The organism is Anaeromassilibacillus sp. SJQ-1, assembly GCF_046693725.1.
Lineage (GTDB): Bacteria > Bacillota > Clostridia > Oscillospirales > Acutalibacteraceae > Anaeromassilibacillus.
In genome coordinates, this window is record NZ_JBKEIV010000044.1 from 119,984 (window position 1) to 137,078 (window position 17,095).

General features: G+C 43.6%; 13 protein-coding genes and 2 pseudogenes. 13 read left to right on the plus strand and 2 right to left on the minus strand.

The genetic code is table 11. The features are described 5' to 3' along the window. Positions 1–56: 56 nt before the first annotated feature. The 3 genes and pseudogenes from ACGCCZ_RS12155 to guaA (ACGCCZ_RS12165) all read left to right on the plus strand — a co-directional run bounded on the left by ACGCCZ_RS12155 (position 57) and on the right by guaA (ACGCCZ_RS12165) (position 4,775). Positions 57–1,334 (plus strand): adenylosuccinate synthase, encoded by a 1,278-nt coding sequence (locus ACGCCZ_RS12155; RefSeq protein WP_085533115.1) that lies wholly within the window; start codon positions 57–59, stop codon positions 1,332–1,334. A 44-nt stretch (positions 1,335–1,378) separates the two neighbouring features. Further along, positions 1,379–3,206: pseudogene (gene glmS / locus ACGCCZ_RS12160) on the plus strand (glutamine--fructose-6-phosphate transaminase (isomerizing)). Between the two features lie 33 nt (positions 3,207–3,239). Beyond that, the gene (gene guaA, locus ACGCCZ_RS12165; protein ID WP_411656230.1) at positions 3,240–4,775 is read left to right on the plus strand and encodes a glutamine-hydrolyzing GMP synthase; all 1,536 of its coding nucleotides are present in this window, start codon (positions 3,240–3,242) and stop codon (positions 4,773–4,775) included. Between the two features lie 292 nt (positions 4,776–5,067). Here the strand turns inward: guaA (ACGCCZ_RS12165) and ACGCCZ_RS12170 are convergent, their stop codons facing one another. After that, a complete protein-coding gene (locus ACGCCZ_RS12170) occupies positions 5,068–5,598 on the minus strand; it encodes a helix-turn-helix domain-containing protein (RefSeq protein ID WP_009247529.1) in 531 nt (176 codons plus the stop codon). A 448-nt stretch (positions 5,599–6,046) separates the two neighbouring features. Here ACGCCZ_RS12170 and ACGCCZ_RS12175 point away from each other — a divergent pair, with 448 nt between their 5' ends. From ACGCCZ_RS12175 to guaA (ACGCCZ_RS12215), 9 genes and pseudogenes are all read left to right on the plus strand, one after another. Next, positions 6,047–6,235, plus strand: coding sequence for a transcriptional regulator (locus tag ACGCCZ_RS12175; protein WP_009247528.1), 189 nt, complete (start codon positions 6,047–6,049; stop codon positions 6,233–6,235). Then, a pseudogene (locus ACGCCZ_RS12180) lies at positions 6,236–7,328 on the plus strand (tyrosine-type recombinase/integrase). Next, positions 7,318–7,653, plus strand: a complete 336-nt coding sequence (locus ACGCCZ_RS12185; protein ID WP_009247526.1) for a plasmid mobilization protein — start codon at positions 7,318–7,320, stop codon at positions 7,651–7,653. Before ACGCCZ_RS12180 ends, ACGCCZ_RS12185 begins: the two are co-directional and overlap by 11 nt. Beyond that, entirely contained in the window at positions 7,643–8,797 is a 1,155-nt protein-coding gene (locus ACGCCZ_RS12190) for an AAA family ATPase (RefSeq protein ID WP_009247525.1), read from the plus strand. Before ACGCCZ_RS12185 ends, ACGCCZ_RS12190 begins: the two co-directional genes overlap by 11 nt. 355 nt (positions 8,798–9,152) lie before the next feature. Next, the gene (locus ACGCCZ_RS12195; RefSeq protein ID WP_411656231.1) at positions 9,153–10,292 is read left to right on the plus strand and encodes a plasmid recombination protein; all 1,140 of its coding nucleotides are present in this window, start codon (positions 9,153–9,155) and stop codon (positions 10,290–10,292) included. Positions 10,293–10,318: 26 nt separating this feature from the next. Next, positions 10,319–10,696: a TnpV protein gene (locus tag ACGCCZ_RS12200; protein WP_009247523.1), complete on the plus strand. Its 378-nt coding sequence runs from the start codon at positions 10,319–10,321 to the stop codon at positions 10,694–10,696. A 453-nt stretch (positions 10,697–11,149) separates the two neighbouring features. Then, positions 11,150–12,694: an ATP-binding cassette domain-containing protein gene (locus ACGCCZ_RS12205; RefSeq protein WP_009247522.1), complete on the plus strand. Its 1,545-nt coding sequence runs from the start codon at positions 11,150–11,152 to the stop codon at positions 12,692–12,694. A gap of 84 nt (positions 12,695–12,778) precedes the next feature. Continuing rightward, a complete protein-coding gene (locus ACGCCZ_RS12210) occupies positions 12,779–13,276 on the plus strand; it encodes a nucleotidyltransferase domain-containing protein (protein ID WP_009247521.1) in 498 nt (165 codons plus the stop codon). 1,162 nt (positions 13,277–14,438) lie between these two features. Then, positions 14,439–15,737, plus strand: a complete 1,299-nt coding sequence (gene guaA / locus ACGCCZ_RS12215) for a glutamine-hydrolyzing GMP synthase (RefSeq protein ID WP_054324275.1) — start codon at positions 14,439–14,441, stop codon at positions 15,735–15,737. Positions 15,738–15,950: 213 nt separating this feature from the next. Here the strand turns inward: guaA (ACGCCZ_RS12215) and ACGCCZ_RS12220 are convergent, their stop codons facing one another. Continuing rightward, positions 15,951–16,472 (minus strand): helix-turn-helix domain-containing protein, encoded by a 522-nt coding sequence (locus ACGCCZ_RS12220; RefSeq protein WP_054324315.1) that lies wholly within the window; start codon positions 16,470–16,472, stop codon positions 15,951–15,953. 418 nt (positions 16,473–16,890) lie between these two features. Here ACGCCZ_RS12220 and ACGCCZ_RS12225 point away from each other — a divergent pair, with 418 nt between their 5' ends. Next, on the plus strand, positions 16,891–17,094 hold the full coding sequence (locus tag ACGCCZ_RS12225; protein WP_411656149.1) for a DNA-binding protein: 204 nt from the start codon (positions 16,891–16,893) through the stop codon (positions 17,092–17,094). Position 17,095: the final 1 nt, after the last annotated feature.

A 17,095-nucleotide genomic window follows, 5' to 3' on the forward strand; every position in this document is an offset into this window, starting at 1 on the left:
GGCGGCGGACTTGGTTTTGCACGGAGGTTTTTAGATTGAAAAGGCAGGTGTTTTAAATGGTAACAGCAATTGTGGGTGCTAACTGGGGTGACGAAGGCAAGGGGAAAATTACCGATGTAAAGGCTGCTGAATCGGATATCGTTGTCCGGTTCCAGGGCGGAAGCAATGCGGGACATACCATTATCAACAACTATGGAAAATTTGCTCTGCATCAGCTGCCATCCGGTGTGTTTTACGAGCATATTACCAATATCATTGGCAATGGCGTTGCGCTGAGCGTAGAGAACTTTATCAAGGAGTTGCATTCGCTGGAAGAGCGCGGGGTACCAAAGCCAAAGATCTTGGTTTCTGACCGTGCGCAGGTGGTTATGCCATACCATGTGGAGCTGGACTCTTTGGAGGAAGCACGCCTTTCTTCCAAATCCTTTGGTTCCACAAAATCCGGTATTGCACCGTTTTATTCCGATAAATTTGCCAAGATTGGATTTCAGGTCAGTGAGCTCTATGACGATCAGGAAAGCATCATGGAGAAAATCGCGCATGTTCTGGATCTGAAAAACGTATTATATAGAGATTTGTACCATCAGCCGGAGTTGAAGGCGGAAGATGTCTATGAAAAGTTGATGGAATATAAAGAACTGCTGGCGCCTTATGTGGCAGATACCTTTACGCTTTTGCATCAAGCAGTACGGGATGGAAAGCACATCCTTCTGGAAGGCCAGTTGGGTGCCTTAAAGGACCCGGATTTCGGTATCTATCCGATGGTAACCTCCAGTTCCACGCTGGCAGGCTACGGTGCTGTGGGCGCGGGAGTGCCGCCGTATGCAATTCAGGAAGTCATTACAGTCGTGAAAGCATATTCCAGCGCAGTGGGCGCGGGAGAGTTTGTCAGCGAAATCTTTGGAGAAGAGGCTGATGAGTTACGCCGTAGGGGCGGAGATGGCGGCGAATATGGCGCTACCACCGGCCGGCCGCGCAGAATGGGTTGGTTGGACCTGGTGGCTACTCGCTATGGCTGCCAGGCACAGGGCGCTACCAGCGTGGCATTTACGGTTTTGGACGCTTTGGGATATTTGGATGAGATCCCGGTCTGTGTGGCCTATGAGTTGGATGGAAAGCGGATTGATTTCTTCCCGCCCACTGCACAGCTGAAGCGTTGTAAGCCAATTCTTGAAACATTGCCCGGCTGGAAATGTGACATCCGTGGCATCAAAACGTATGAGGACCTCCCGGAAAACACCCGCAAATATATTGAGTTTGCGGAAAAAGAAATCGGCGTGCCGGTCAAAATTGTATCGAATGGTCCGGCTCGCGAGGACATTATTTATCGGTAATTCCGCAGACTGCGGGATATTCCCGCGCATAAGGGGGTAACAGTATGTGTGGAATTGTGGGCTATATCGGTGACGATCAAGCGGCGCCGATTCTTTTGCAGGGCTTGGAAAAACTGGAATACCGCGGCTATGATTCGGCCGGAGTCGCTGTTTATGACGGGACCTCGCTTCGCGTAGTCAAGGCGAAAGGCCGTCTTCAGGTCCTAAAAGACTTGATTCATGGAGGAAAAGACGTCCCGGGAACGGTGGGCATCGGCCACACTCGTTGGGCGACGCACGGCGCTCCTTCAGACATCAATTCACATCCCCAGGTGAGCGATTCAGGGAAATTCGCGGTGGTACACAACGGCATCATTGAAAATTATCTCGCATTGAAACAACATTTGATTCGCCGCGGGGTCTCCTTTGTCTCCGAAACGGATACAGAAGTGATCGCGCAGCTATTGGAGCATTATTATAAAGGCGATATTATGGATGCAGTCATCAAGGTACTGCAAAAGGTAGAAGGCTCTTATGCGCTCGGAATTATCTGTGCAGATGCACCTGACCAATTGGTTGCGGTGCGTAAGGATAGTCCGTTGATTATCGGTCTGGGGCATGGGGAGAACTTTATTGCTTCCGATGTCCCTGCGATTCTCAGCAAAACGCGTGACATCTATCGCCTAAATGACAATGAAATTGCCGTCATTCGACGGGAAGGCGTGCGTATCTACGATATGGATAAAGAGCTGGTTCCTAAAGAACCGGTTCATGTAGAGTGGGATGTATCTGCTGCCGAAAAGGGTGGCTATGAACATTTTATGGCAAAAGAAATCATGGAGCAGCCGAAGGCAGTGCGCGATACCTTATCGCCGCGCATTCAAAACGGACGCATTGTTTTGGACAATATCACACTTACAGCGGAACAGCTAAAAACGTTTAAAAAGATTTTTATTGTTGCGTGCGGTTCTGCTTATCATGTGGGAATGGTTGCAAAATATGTATTGGAAAAGATGACTCGGATTCCGGTCGAGGTGGATTTGGCGTCTGAATTCCGATACAGGGAGCCGATTATTGATGAAGAGGTTCTGGTTCTGGTAATCAGCCAATCCGGCGAGACAGCGGATACATTGGCCGCTATGCGTGAGGCAAAGCGGCTTGGAGCGCGTACGCTTTCGATTGTCAATGTCGGTTGGAAGTTCGATCGCCAATGAATCCGACGATGTAATCTATACATGGGCGGGACCGGAAATTGCGGTAGCGACCACAAAAGCGTACAGCACCCAGCTGGCGGTGGTTTATCTGTTGGCGATTTATATGGCGGATCAATTGGGACGCCTTTCTGTGAAAGAATATTCGGCCTATCTGACAGAGTTACAGGCGTTGCCGGACAAGATTGAGAAAATTTTGCAGAATCGTGAGAATATCCAGTATCTAGCGTCCCAACATTTCAATGCGAAGGATGTATTCTTCATCGGACGGAATCTGGATTATGCAATGTCTTTAGAGGGGTCTCTGAAGCTCAAAGAGATCTCTTATATCCATTCGGATGCTTATGCAGCGGGCGAATTGAAGCATGGAACCATTTCATTGGTTGAGGATGGGACCCTGGTAATTGCATTGGCGACCCACCAAAATTTGTTTGACAAAATGGTGAGTAATGTCAAGGAGGTTAAAGCGCGCGGCGCCATAGTTCTTGGCATGACGACAGAAAACAATACGCAGATTGAGCAAGTGACAGATGATGTGTTTTATATACCTCAGACCTGCGATGTCATGCTGCCCTCTCTGACCGTGATTCCGTTGCAGCTGTTTGCCTACTATGTGGCGTCCATGAAGGGATGCGACATCGATAAGCCGCGGAATTTGGCAAAGTCGGTAACTGTAGAATAGTTCTCAAAAGACAAGGAAGGGAAAGAAATCATGCTGAAAAATGAGGCAGTCTTAATCTTAGACTTCGGCGGACAGTACAGCCAATTGATTGCGCGCAGGGTCCGCGACTGCAATGTGTACTGTGAAATCAAATCTTGTAAGACCCCGGCGCATCAGATTGCCGAGGCGGGATATAAGGGGATTATCTTTTCCGGAGGTCCAAATTCCGTCTATACAAAGGATGCCCCGGTATGCGACAAAGCAATATTTACTTTGGGGATACCCGTTTTGGGAATTTGCTATGGGGCGCAATTGATGGCGCATTCGTCGGGCGGAACGGTCAGCCGTTCCGAGGTGCGCGAATATGGAAAGACGCCCATACGGGTGCAGGCAAATGCGGCATTGTTTCATAATTTACCAGCGGAGTCCGTCTGCTGGATGAGTCATACAGATTATATTGCTCAGCCTCCGGCTGGCTTTGCCGTCACAGCGGAAAGTGACGCCTGTCCCGTGGCAGCAATGGCAGATGACATACGCCGCCTCTATGCATTTCAGTTCCATCCAGAGGTGGAACATACTGTCTATGGCACCGAAATGTTAAAGAATTTTCTATACGATGTGTGTGGTTGTTCCGGCAGTTGGAAGATGGATTCGTTTGCGGAAGAAACTATCCGTCATATCCGAGAAAAAGTAGGTGGGAAGCGCGTTCTTTGTGCGCTATCTGGCGGAGTGGATTCCTCAGTGGCTGCGGTGCTGGTTCACAAAGCGGTTGGGAAAAATCTGACCTGCATTTTTGTAGACCATGGAATGCTGCGGAAAAATGAGGGAGATGAGGTAGAGCGCGTATTCCGTAAGCAGTTCGATATGAACTTAATTCGTGTCAATGCGCAGGATCGGTTTTTGCAAAAATTGGCAGGCGCTGTAGAGCCGGAGCAGAAACGAAAGATTATCGGAGAAGAATTTATCCGTGTATTCGAAGAAGAGTCCAGTAAGCTTGGGAAGATGGAGTTCCTTTGTCAGGGAACCATATACCCGGATGTGGTTGAGAGCGGCTCCGGAGATGCAGCGACCATTAAAAGCCACCACAATGTGGGTGGTTTGCCCGAAGATGTAGGGTTTGAAGGAATCATCGAGCCCTTGCGCGATTTATTTAAGGATGAGGTTCGTCGTGTCGGTATCGAGTTGGGAATTCCAGCACATCTGGTTTGGCGTCAGCCGTTTCCCGGACCGGGACTCGGAATCCGGATCATGGGAGAAGTTACACCGGAAAAATTGGAAATTTTGAAGGATGCTGATGCAATTTTCCGAGAAGAAATCGCAAAAGCAGGGTTGGACCGCCAAATCAATCAGTACTTTGCGGTATTGACTGGAATGAAGAGTGTCGGTGTTATGGGTGATGGACGTACCTATGACAATACCATTGCGTTGCGTGCAGTAACAACAACGGATTTTATGACAGCGGACTGGGCGCGTATTCCGTACGAGACTTTGGAGATTGTCAGCACCCGGATTGTCAATGAAGTTGAGAATGTGAATCGGGTGGTTTATGATATTACAAGTAAGCCGCCAGCTACGATTGAATATGAATAAATCGAGTTGCTTAAAAAAGCCAGTGTTTATGCGGGTTTCAGCGATTTCGATTAGTCTTTTGATAACAAATTGATAACAGTCATAGCAAGTGCCATTATTCTTGTTATCCAGTGGTTTATGGGTAACGGAACAATTAACAGGTGGCTTGCAGACTAAAGTTCGGAGCTTGGCTCTGAACAAATTCCATATTATAAACTAAGCCCTTAGCTGTGGTTAATAACCATAGTTAAGGGCTTTTTTGTCGTTGCCAAAGCATCTGTAGGGAGCTGCCAGTGGCAGGTCCTGTAGGTGCTTATTTATCTTTCAAGTGGTCTTTGAATGCTTCCACGAGAGCGTCACTTAATTCCTGTGATGGAACTTTTGCCCAACGCTGTGTGGTGTCGAACTCTGGATAATGGTAACGCCAGTTATCGTATTCTTCTCTGTTGATTTCTTCGGAAGATAGCTTGTCTGCCTGTTCTTTCCAAGCATACAGCATTTTGAGGAGTTCATATGCTTCTCTGCCTTTGTCCTTGTTGACCTTTAAGCATACCTCTCCGTCTGCTTCACTGACAGTAAGACCGTAAATATCTTCAAGGGTAAACAGAGTGTGCATAAGACCGATATAGCTGTCTATGTCAGGAACATCAAGAGCCTGTGGAGAAACATCAAGCACCTGTGCCAATGCATTTGTAAGGTCTGCTTTCGGTTTGCGTGTACCAGTTTCGTACTGTGCCAAACGCACATCAGCACTCTTTTCTGGAAAACCGATTGCTGTACCGAGATACTTTTGTGTCATACCACGCATTAGTCTGAAAAAATGTATTCTTTCGCTGATAGCCATAATGATACGCTCCTTTTATATTTAGTGAAATAAGTATAGCAGAAATGTTTAGTGGAAGTCAAGAAAAACCGAAACAAAAATGTTTAATATTTTCTTTGCAACCACTTGACAATAGCAAATATGTTTAGTAAAATAAATTACGAATTAAACAAATATGCTTAATGCGACAACTGAATGACCGTCCGAAAAGCCAAACCGCCAAGACCTCGTCGGAGCAAGTTCCGTATCGTTCGCTTGTGTGCAAGCACAAAAGCTCATTCGCTGCACTGCTCCTCCTCTTCCCCAAAAGTCTCCGACTTTTCGGGAACCCCTATACGAGCGAGCGCCTGATGTACTGCGGTGCATTGGGACAGCACAGCGCCTGCCGACAAGCAGGAGTGCCTGTTGGAACTTTAACACGGAGAAAGCGGCAAGCAAAAAATTATTTTAAGAAAGGAAGAAAAAGGATATGGAAAACAGATTTATCCGAGCCGAAGATGTGGCTCAGGAACTAAACGTATCAAAACCTTATGCATATAAACTCATCAGACAATTAAATGAGGAATTGAAAGCAAAGGGCTTTATTACGATTGCAGGGCGTGTAAATCGCCAGTATTTTTACGAAAGGCTCTACGGAGCAGGAAAGGGGGAAATGTAAATGCCGGTATTTAAGAATGAAGATAACGGTACTTGGTATGTGATGGCAAGGTATGTGAACTGGAAAGGGGGAACGCAAGCAGAAATGCAAGCGTGGCTTTGCTACCAAACGAGAAGCACAGGAATGGGAAAGAATGTTCAAATTGCAGACTTCTTCAGACCTTGATATGAGTTTTGAAGCCTTTACGGAGCTTTATATCAATGATGTGAAGAACCGTTTGAAGGAAAACACGTGGCTTACCAAAGAGCATATCATACGCACAAAGATACTTCCGTATTTCGGGAAACTGAAAATCAGCGAGATTTCCACAAAGGAGATTATTACTTGGCAGAATGAAATGCTTGCCTATCGTGATGAGAAGAAAAAGCCTTATTCACAGACGTATCTGAAAACGCTGCACAATCAGTTGTCCGCCATTTTCAATCACGCTGTCCGCTACTATGAACTGCGTTCCAATCCTGCGGCAAAGGTGGGAAATATGGGACGTGAGGAACACAAGGAAATGCTGTTCTGGACAAAGGAAGAATACAAGAAATTCTCTTTTGAGATGATGGACAAGCCTGTTTCCTTTTATGCGTTTGAAATGCTTTACTGGTGCGGTATCCGAGAGGGCGAGCTGTTAGCTTTGACTCCGGCAGATTTCAACTTTGATAAGGAAACAGTCACAATCAATAAATCCTATCAGCGTTTGAAAGGGCAGGATGTGATTACTTCTCCGAAAACGAAAAAGAGCAACCGCACGATTAAAATGCCGAAGTTTCTGTGTGAGGAAATGAAAGAATATCTCGGTATGCTTTACGGATTGAAGAAGAAAGACCGTATCTTTACGGTGACGAAAAGCTATCTTCATCACGAGATGGACAGAGGGGCAAAGGCGGCAGGCGTGAAGCGTATCCGCATTCACGATCTCCGTCACAGCCACATTTCACTCTTGATTGATATGGGCTTTTCTGCGGTGGCGATTGCTGACCGAGTTGGTCACGAAAGTATTGATATTACTTATCAGTACGCACACCTCTTTCCGTCAAAGCAGATTGAGATGGCAGAAAAATTAGATGATTTAGGGAAAGGAGATTTTGAAAATGTCAGCTAAGAACAGAGATAACAAAAATCGTTGGAGGAATATCACAGTAGGGTTTCGAGTATCGCCCGAAGAAAACGAACTCATTAACAGAGCTGTAGCTCTATCAGGATTGCCAAAACAGGAGTATTGTTACCGCCGTTGCTTAAATCAGGATGTGGTGGTACAGGGCAATCCGAGAGTGTATAAGGCGTTGAAAACGGAATTTGCCACAGTCCTTGCGGAACTGAAAAGGATTGAAGCAGGAAAAGGTGTGGATGATGAACTGCTGAGTGTAATAGAACTGATTTCCATTATTCTCGGCGGTTTGAAAGGAGAGGATGCGAATGGAGAATAAAAAAGAAATGACTATTCCAAATGTATCTGCGGCAACAGATGCGGAACAGTCACTTTCCAAATGTACTGACAATAGTATAGTCAATCAGGATACGGATTTCAAGGGGTACGAGCAATCTTTTGAAGAAATGCAAAGGGAAATACTCAGACAGTTAGACCCTTCCTATCTGAAAACAGTATCAATGACAACGCTGTATGATACGGTGTTTGAGGTTCAGACACCACTTATCGACGGTCTGCTCCAAAGGGGAACTTACCTTTTCGTAGGTTCCCCGAAAGTGGGAAAGAGCTTTATGATGGCACAGCTTGCCTATCATATCAGCACAGGCACACCGCTTTGGGAGTATAAGGTGCGTAAGGCAACGGTGCTTTATTTTGCCCTTGAAGATGATTACCCACGTTTGCAGAAGCGATTGTTTCAGATGTTCGGTGCAAAGGAGACAGGCAATCTGTATTTCGCAACGGAATGTAAAACGGTCAATGGCGGACTGGAAGAACAGATAAGAGGGTTTATGAGGGAACACCCAGACACAGGCTTGATTATCATAGACACCTTAAAGCGTGTGCGTGAAGCAGGCGGAGCAGATTACAGCTACGCAAGTGATTATGATGTTGTGGCAAGGCTGAAAGCGTTGGCAGACAGTTACAAGGTTTCAATGCTTATTGTTCATCATACACGCAAACAAAAATCGGAAGATATATTCGATATGATTTCAGGCACGAATGGTCTGATGGGTGCGGCAGACGGTGCATTTGTTCTCAGTAAGGACAAGCGTACTTCCAACAATGCCACACTTGATGTTGCTGGCAGAGACCAGCAGGATATGAAAATCCATCTTGTAAGGGACAGCGAGCGATTGGTGTGGAACTTTGCAAAATCGGAAACGGAGATGTGGAAAGAACCGCCCGAACCTCTGCTTGAGAAGATAGCGGATACGCTCTTTTCGGAAAGTGACAGATGGGAAGGAACTGCTTCGGAACTTTGCGAAAGGCTTGCGGTGGATATAAAGCCGAATGTACTTTCTTTAAGGCTCAGTATCAACGCAAGCAGGCTGTTTCGTGATTACGGTATCCGTTATCAGAACAGCCGCACACACGACGGAAGAAAGGTTTCACTTTGGAAAGAAACCGAGCAGACGGCGTGACAAACGGTGTCAAAGGTGTCAATGTTTTTGAGAGCAGCACGCTGTGAAAAACATTGTCACCATCGTCACACTTTGACACCGGATAAAGTTTAGGGGAGTGTGCAGAGAGTGCCTTTTCAAAGGCGGCTCTTTGGTCTCGCCTGCTGGCTCGGTCGGTTCGCAGGCGTGTGTGCCACCGGCACACGCTCACCCCTCGGAGAGCCTTCGGAGAACGCAAAACCTGTTTACAGGTCGCATTTTTGATGGGTGTACCCGTCAAAAGTGCTTTTGCGTTACTTTTGACAAAAGTAACAAAACCTGAGAATGTTGAAATTTACAGATGGGAGATGAAAAAATGCAGAGAACGATAAGTGCAATGGTCGGTAAAGGCTCGGTCAATCACAATAGCCGAAAGTTCCGAGCAGAAAATGTAGACGGAACTCGTACTCATCTCAATATCGACTACTGCAATGAAAATATAAAGACAGTTTATCACGAATTGTTTGATGAAGCATTGGAAAGATACAATGCCAAGCAGATAAGGTCAGACCGAAAGATAAAAGATTATTATGAAAAAATCCGAAGTTCCAAGCAGGAAAAACCGTTCCACGAAATCATTTTACAGGTGGGCGGTAAGGGAAATATGAACGCCGATACGGAAAACGGAGAACTGGCAAAGCAGATTTTAGATGAATACTATCAGGGTTTTCAGGAGCGAAATCCACAGCTTCGGGTGTTCTCGGCTCATCTGCATATGGATGAAGCTACACCACATCTGCACATAGATTTTGTACCTTTTACCACAGGCAGCAAGCGTGGACTTGATACAAGAGTGTCACTAAAGCAGGCTCTTGCAACGCAAGGTTTTAAGGGCGGCAGTCGTGGCGATACGGAGTGGTCGCAATGGATACAGTCCGAAAAAGAACAGCTTGCGGCGGTGATGGAACGTTATGGGATTGAGTGGGAACATTTAGGCACACACGAAAAACATTTTTCTGTTTTGGATTATAAAAAGCAGGAAAGAGAAAAAGAAGTGGCGGCATTAGGTGCGAAAATCGAGCAGAAACAGATTGAATTTGATGTGTTGTCGGAACGAGTATTGAACTATGATAAGGCAAAAGACGAGCTGTCAAATCTTGAAATAGAGCTTGATACTGCACCGAAATATCAGTTGCCAGAACCAGAGAAATTTATGACTGCAAAGGCATATAAAACCAAAATGGCAGAGCCGGTTGTAAGGAAATTGAAGCAACTTGTCAAAACGGTGCTTGCCCGCTGCTTTGAGGGGTGGGACAACTATCATAGGCTGAATACAGCGAATGCACAGTTATACCGCACCAATCAGCGTTTGGAGAAAGTCAATGAAAGATTGACCGAAGAAAACAAAATCCTAAAAGCAGAAAATAAAGATTACAGCCTGCTCCGTAAGGTTTTTGGTCGCAAACAGATAGATGATTTGTTGGAGCAGGCAAGAACAGTTAAAGGTCGCAAGCGTGATAATACACGATCACGATAGACAAAAATCACAGGAGGAAAAGGAAAATGACAAAGACAATTTTTGAAGAAATGGGCGGAACTTATAGACAGGTGGGTGATTATTTATTGCCGAACATCACAGTACCAGCCGAAGAAGAAATAGAGCCGATTGGTTTATGGGGGAAACGACATGCAAGGCATTTAAAGGAACACTATAAAGTGTTATATATGAACCTGCTGACAAGCGGAAAGCTGCATAGTTATCTTGCAGAAGTCGATAAGCAAGCAGAGGATATGTTTCTTCGACTGGTAAAGGAATATGCCGACAGACAAGATGTGACGGAACAATTAAAGAAAGATAATCCCTACGAATGGATTGGAAGAATGAATAATATTCAGGCTTGTGTGAGGGAAGTTGTAGGAACGGAGTTGATTTACACATAAGCGTTTTACGGTATGGTGCTCCTGCGTTTGCTGGAGTGCTGTGGTTGTGGTTGTAAAGAGGTTGTGAAAGATTGAATTTCGTAATGGTTGGATGTATAATTAGGAAGTGAAAATTTTAATTTGCACTTCCATAAGGTGAAATGTATTGACAAAAAAAATACAGTATGATAGTATTGCCATTAGAAGAAAGAAAGGCACATTTTGTGTAAGGTGAGGAAATGATTAATAGATAATTTGATTTAAGTAAGACACATATAGTTATTGAGCCTGTAGAGAATAGGTTTGTTTTGTGTACGCTTAAGTTGGATTATCGCAAGAGGCATTTCCTTTGTTTTCCTTTTGGAAAAGAAATAAGGGTCTATTTAGCGAGTCTATTTTTGCGTATGCAAAAAAGACTCGTTTTTGTGTGTTCAAAATAATAATTGGCTCAGACTTCGAAAAGGAGAAACTTTAATGTTGCAGATAAAAAAATTAAATTTAACACATAAAAAAGACCTGAGAATAATTCTTAATGATTTCAACCTTGTGCTAAATGATGGAGATAAGGCAGTTATTATTGGAGAAGAGGGAAATGGGAAATCGACATTAATGAAGTGGATATACAATCCGTCGCTTGTAGAAAACTATATAGAAGCAGATGGGGAAAGGATAATGGGACACGAACGTCTTGGTTATCTTCCGCAGGAGATGCTCGATGAAGATAAGGAAAAAACAATATACGAATATTTTTCTGAAGAGGAAATATTCTGGGAGAAAACGCCTAAAGAATTGTCTGTTATTGCGGGAAAATTTGGAATGAAAAATGATTTTTTCTACAGTAACCAGACAATGGGTAGTCTTTCAGGAGGCGAAAAAGTCAAGACACAACTTATGAGGCTTTTCATTCGCGATGTTTCTGTGCTGTTGTTGGACGAACCTTCCAATGACATCGACATTGCGACGCTTACATTACTGGAAAAAATCATAAATGACTGGAAGCACATTGTGCTTTTTATTTCACACGATGAAACGCTGATAGAGCGTACTGCCAACATGGTGATACATATCGAGCAGATTATACGAAAAACAAAGGCGAGATATACCGTGGCAAAGCTTCCCTATAGACGCTATGTGGAAGAACGGCTTCATAAATTTGAAATCCAAAAACAGCGGGCACTGAGTGACCGTAGGGAGAAAAAGATTCGCGATGAAAAATATCAAAGAGTTATGCAGAGTGTACAAGGTGCATTAAGAAGTTGTACCAGACAAGCACCGTCTGTTGCCAAAAACTTAAAGGACAAAATGCATACGGTTAAGGCAATGGAACGAAGATTTGAAAAAGAAGATGAAAATATGACTCAGATGCCGGAACAGGAAGAAGCAATCTTTGTCAAATTAGGGGATGAAAACTCACACATTCCCGCAGGAAAAACGGTCATAGAATATGAACTTTCAAAGCTTGTGACTCCGGATGGCAAAAGAATTTTAGCAGAAGGAATTCATTTAAAAATAAAAGGTTCAGAAAAAATCTGTATGATAGGAGCCAACGGGGCAGGAAAAACGACTCTTCTAAAAAAGATAGCGGAAGAACTCCTAAATCGGAATGACATTAAAGCAGAATATATGCCTCAAACTTATGAAGACCTGCTGGATTTGGATGTTACACCGGTTGATTACCTTGATAAAACAGGAGATAAAGAAGAGCGTACAAGAATTAGAACATACCTTGGTTCACTTAAATACACACCAGATGAAATGGAGCATCCGATTCGGGAGTTATCAGGCGGACAAAAGGCGAAAGTGCTTCTCTTGAGGATGAGCTTAAGTGGTGCAAATGTTCTTATTCTGGATGAACCGACAAGAAATTTTTCACCATTGTCCGGTCCGGTAATAAGAAAAATGCTCCGAGAATTTCCGGGGGCTGTCATTAGCATTTCTCACGATAGAAAGTATATTGAAGAGGTGTGCGATAAAATATATCAGCTAAATCCTAATGGATTACAGCTAATTGGTGATTGATAACAAAAAGGATGAAAGACTGACAAATTTCAGGCTTTTAGTGAGTTGGAAAGCATACAAAGATTTGAATTTGGAGGATAGATTATGGTACGTACAGAAGATGCATGTGAAATTATAAAATATGCTTTGCAAAACGAAATTAAAGTATATTTAGATGGCGGATGGGGTGTTGATGCACTTCTTAAAAGAGAATCAAGAATACACAATGATATTGATTTGTTTGTTGAACTGAAACATTATCATGATTATATTTATGTGATTAAGCAGCATGGATTTGAGGAAGTAAATACTGATTATACAACGGATGGTCATACTGTCTGGAAAGATGATAAACAAAGAATCATTGATTTACATTGTTTTGAATTTACAGATGACGGAATTGTTTATGAGGGAGATATATTTCCATCAAAAACTTTTTCCGGTATTGGAAAAGTTGGAGATATAACTGTTTCTTGTATTGAACCATTGAGTCAGGTAATGCTTCATTTGGGATATGAACACGATAAAAATGATGTGCATGATGTGATGCTGTTGTGTGAAACATTTCAAATAGCAATACCAGATGAATATAAGGAAAAGTAAAATTTCAGTTTTGTGTTGAATCTCTAAGCAAAATAGCTTATAATTTGACATGCTACATATAGTTATTATCCACAGTTATCGAGTAGGTGTTATCAATGCCGATAACAAAATGATAACATTAGCTCGTATAGGCAGGATAATATGGATATATCAAATAATCAAAAGAACGAGAAACATTACAGAGAATAATTCCTAAACAAAAAGCGTTAGTCTTTGTAGAGTTTGAATGAGTTGTCAATGAATTTTTAGCATGATGCCTTTTAGCCCTGCCAGTTAGCTAAAGATAGAATGCCCTTAGCTAACTGGCGGGGCCTTATTTAATTGGTCTTAAATAAAAATACGATTTTAAAGGGTATGATCGCAAATACGATCCAATAATTTACGATTAGTTGTGAAGTTCATTAAAAAGTTTCTAACAGTTTATCGAGACGATCTTAGATGATATGTGATGAAAGATTTTGGGGAGAGTGTCCTGGAAGACTGTACCTGTTTGCAGACAGAAGAAAGTTGGCTGGCGTTTATACCAGGATTCTAAAGAGAATTTGCATTTTGAAGGGTGAATGACAGATCTTCATTTTGAAAAGAATGTATTCGATACATTTGCTGAATGATGAAGTTATTTTGAGGATGTCGATAGGTATATCCAGTTGTAAAACATACTAGAGGGTAGCACGCTGTCCGGCTCTACGATTTAGTTCGTTGTATCGTTGAAGTTGGTAAGAATATGGGGATGGCCAGTGGATACTTTGGGTGAGTAGTTTGTCAGTGAAGGAAAGTGGCCCAAGGAATAGCTACTTCCGTAGGATATGTAAAAGAATACGTGAGTTTTTGTAATTCTGTGTGGTTTAAAAGAGTAATTGTATAGCATTATAGTATAAGAATTAAAATTCTTTTTAAAAGCAGATGGGAACCCATATAAAGAATGCGTCACCCACGATATCAATAGGGATACACGGATATTGAGTAAGAAAACACAACCTAAGCCGTGAATTCGACTTTTTTAAAGACATAAACTGACAGATACAAAATGGTATGCAAGCGGAATATTTGTATCCGTTGGAACGACAAATTTCGAGCGAATATGAAAAAATTTGTCGATCAGAGTTGACGGTATTATTGGGAATATGCTACGATAAAATCGATTAAAAAAGGAGGGTATACGATGAGACAAGATATGATTGTAGTTTTGGATCTGGGTAGTACACGAAATACCGATGTTGCACGGGCAATTCGTGCACTGGGGGTATACAGCGAAATTTGTAATTACGATGTAACCATAGAAGAGATTTATAAGTTGCCGAATGTGAAGGGCATTGTTGCAAATGGCGGTCCAAATGATGTGGTAGACGGTGAAAAGATTGGACTTTCCGAAGCGATTGTAAAATCTGGTCTACCCATTTATACATTTGATTATGAATGGAATGGAATCCTAAATCCGATGCCAGAAGAAGATCAAGCCATTCAAGAAGCTTTACGTGACTTTGTTTTTAATACTTGCAAAGCCCAAGCCAATTGGAACATGGATAATTTCATCGCTGACCAAATTGATCTAATTCGCCAGCAGGTGGGGAATAAAAAAGTATTATTAGCATTGTCCGGCGGTGTTGATTCGTCTGTAGTTGCGGCGCTCTTGTTAAAAGCAATTGGTAGTCAATTGACTTGCGTGCATGTCAATCACGGCCTTTTGCGGAAAGGAGAGCCGGAGCAAGTTGTTCGTGTATTTCAGGACGAATTGTCAGCCAACTTGATCTATGTAGATGCAACCGATCGTTTTTTGGGGAAGCTGGAAGGAGTGGCCGATCCAGAGCAGAAGAGAAAAATTATTGGAGCAGAATTTATTCGTGTCTTTGAAGAAGAGGCTCGTAAGCTGGATGGTATAGAGTTCCTTGCACAAGGAACGATTTATCCGGACATCGTGGAAAGCGGCACAAAGACTGCTAAAATGGTTAAGAGTCATCACAATGTGGGCGGTTTGCCTGAGGATTTGCAGTTTGAGCTTGTAGAGCCACTTAAAATGTTGTTTAAAGATGAAGTTCGTGCCTGTGGGGTGGCGTTAGGATTGCCTGCTAGCATGGTATATCGGCAGCCGTTTCCAGGACCTGGATTAGGGGTGCGTTGTTTGGGGGCGATTACGCGCGATCGCTTGGAGGCAGTACGCGAATCCGATGCCATCCTCCGGGAAGAATTTGCTAAAGCCGGTTTGGAGGGAAAAGTTTGGCAGTATTTTACAATTGTTCCGGACTTTAAATCAGTGGGTGTACGCGATAATGCGCGTTGTTTTGATTGGCCAGTTATTATTCGTGCAGTAAATACCATTGATGCAATGACAGCACAAGTTCCGCAATTGGATTGGGCGTTGTTGCAGACGATTACTTCGCGTATTCTGCACGAGGTGAAAGGTGTAAATCGTGTTTGCGTTGATCTGTCGCCCAAACCAACGGCAACGATTGAGTGGGAGTAAGAAATATTTATCCCAATACCGTTTTTTCTGGCTCTACAGCCGGAAAAGTGGCTGAATAGGATGGATTTCTTCCCTATTTGATAGCAGATTGATAGCACTTGTCAAAACCGTACTTGCTGATTTACAGCCAAGTTGCAAGCGGTTTGCAGGTGCGCTGAAAACTTATCTACAAAAAAGGTCTAACCGATTTTTGCGAGTCGGTTAGACCTTTTTTCATTTGCCCTTTTTCAGTTCTTCGGTCAGCATATCACTCAGCCCCTGCGGGATCACCTTTGCCCAGATACGGGTGGTGTCGTACTCCGGGTAACGATAACGCCAGCGGTCATATTCCTCCCTGGAGATTTCGCCAGCTTCCAGCTTGGCCGCCTGTTCCCGCCACGCACACAGGGAACGGTAGAGTTCTTCTGCATCTCTGCCCTTAGATGGGTCAACACACAGGCAAGGCGCTCCGTCAACTTCTTTAACAGTCAGGCCATACCGATCTTCCAGAGTAAACAAGGTATGCATCAAACCAAGATAGGAATCTATGTCCGGTACAGATAGCGCCAGAGGCGACACATCCAGAATATTGGCCAGAGCCGCCGTCATATCCGCCTTTGGGGTTCTCGTCCCGGCTTCATATTGAGCAAGGCGCACATCTGCGGACTTCTCTGGGAAGCCCACCCGCGTGCCGAGGTATTTCTGCGTCATACCCCGTAATTTGCGGAAAAACTGAATCCGCTCACCAACCGCCATAATGACCAACTCCATTCTATGGGTGTTTCCACAAATAGCATAGCAGATATGTTTAGGATAGTCAAGACAAATCTAAACAATTTTATTTAATATTTTCTGCAAACCGCTTGACTTTAACTTATATGCTTAGTATAATGAAAGTAGACTAAGCATAAACAGTTAATTCAAAAAATTTTACAAATCTGGCCACCCCAAAAGCCGCAAAAAATGTCCGTTGTAGAGTGAAAGGGGGGATTTCACCACCGCAAAACTGAATGACCGTCCGACAGATACTTTCTCCGGGGAAGCAGGCGATGACAGGAGCGTGCCAAGGAGAAAAGAAAACGGCACAGCGCCGGAAAGGGTTGCCTGTCAGAGTCTGAGCGGAAAAACGGCGGTAGAAAAATCATTACGACAAGGAAAGGAAGGTACTTTGCCTATGGCAGCGCAGATTTTTATGCGAGTGAACGAAGTGGCAGAGGAACTGGGCGTCTCCGTTCCTTACGCCTACAAGCTCATCAAAAAAATGAATGAGGAATTGAAGCAAACTGGCTGCATCACCATCTCCGGCAGGATTGACCGTAAATTTTTCCATGAAAAATTCTACGGTACGAGAAGCCAGACAGAAAGGAAAGGTGATTGAC

Excerpts from the sequence above, each read along its gene's own strand:
- ACGCCZ_RS12155 (WP_085533115.1), top strand. The coding sequence starts at position 57 with ATGGTAACAGCAATTGTGGGTGCTAACTGGGGTGACGAAGGCAAGGGG.
- ACGCCZ_RS12170 (WP_009247529.1), bottom strand. The coding sequence starts at position 5,598 with ATGGCTATCAGCGAAAGAATACATTTTTTCAGACTAATGCGTGGTATG.
- ACGCCZ_RS12175 (WP_009247528.1), top strand. The coding sequence starts at position 6,047 with ATGGAAAACAGATTTATCCGAGCCGAAGATGTGGCTCAGGAACTAAAC.
- ACGCCZ_RS12185 (WP_009247526.1), top strand. The coding sequence starts at position 7,318 with ATGTCAGCTAAGAACAGAGATAACAAAAATCGTTGGAGGAATATCACA.
- ACGCCZ_RS12190 (WP_009247525.1), top strand. The coding sequence starts at position 7,643 with ATGGAGAATAAAAAAGAAATGACTATTCCAAATGTATCTGCGGCAACA.
- ACGCCZ_RS12195 (WP_411656231.1), top strand. The coding sequence starts at position 9,153 with ATGGTCGGTAAAGGCTCGGTCAATCACAATAGCCGAAAGTTCCGAGCA.
- ACGCCZ_RS12200 (WP_009247523.1), top strand. The coding sequence starts at position 10,319 with ATGACAAAGACAATTTTTGAAGAAATGGGCGGAACTTATAGACAGGTG.
- ACGCCZ_RS12205 (WP_009247522.1), top strand. The coding sequence starts at position 11,150 with ATGTTGCAGATAAAAAAATTAAATTTAACACATAAAAAAGACCTGAGA.
- ACGCCZ_RS12210 (WP_009247521.1), top strand. The coding sequence starts at position 12,779 with ATGGTACGTACAGAAGATGCATGTGAAATTATAAAATATGCTTTGCAA.
- guaA (WP_054324275.1), top strand. The coding sequence starts at position 14,439 with ATGAGACAAGATATGATTGTAGTTTTGGATCTGGGTAGTACACGAAAT.
- ACGCCZ_RS12220 (WP_054324315.1), bottom strand. The coding sequence starts at position 16,472 with ATGGCGGTTGGTGAGCGGATTCAGTTTTTCCGCAAATTACGGGGTATG.
- ACGCCZ_RS12225 (WP_411656149.1), top strand. The coding sequence starts at position 16,891 with ATGGCAGCGCAGATTTTTATGCGAGTGAACGAAGTGGCAGAGGAACTG.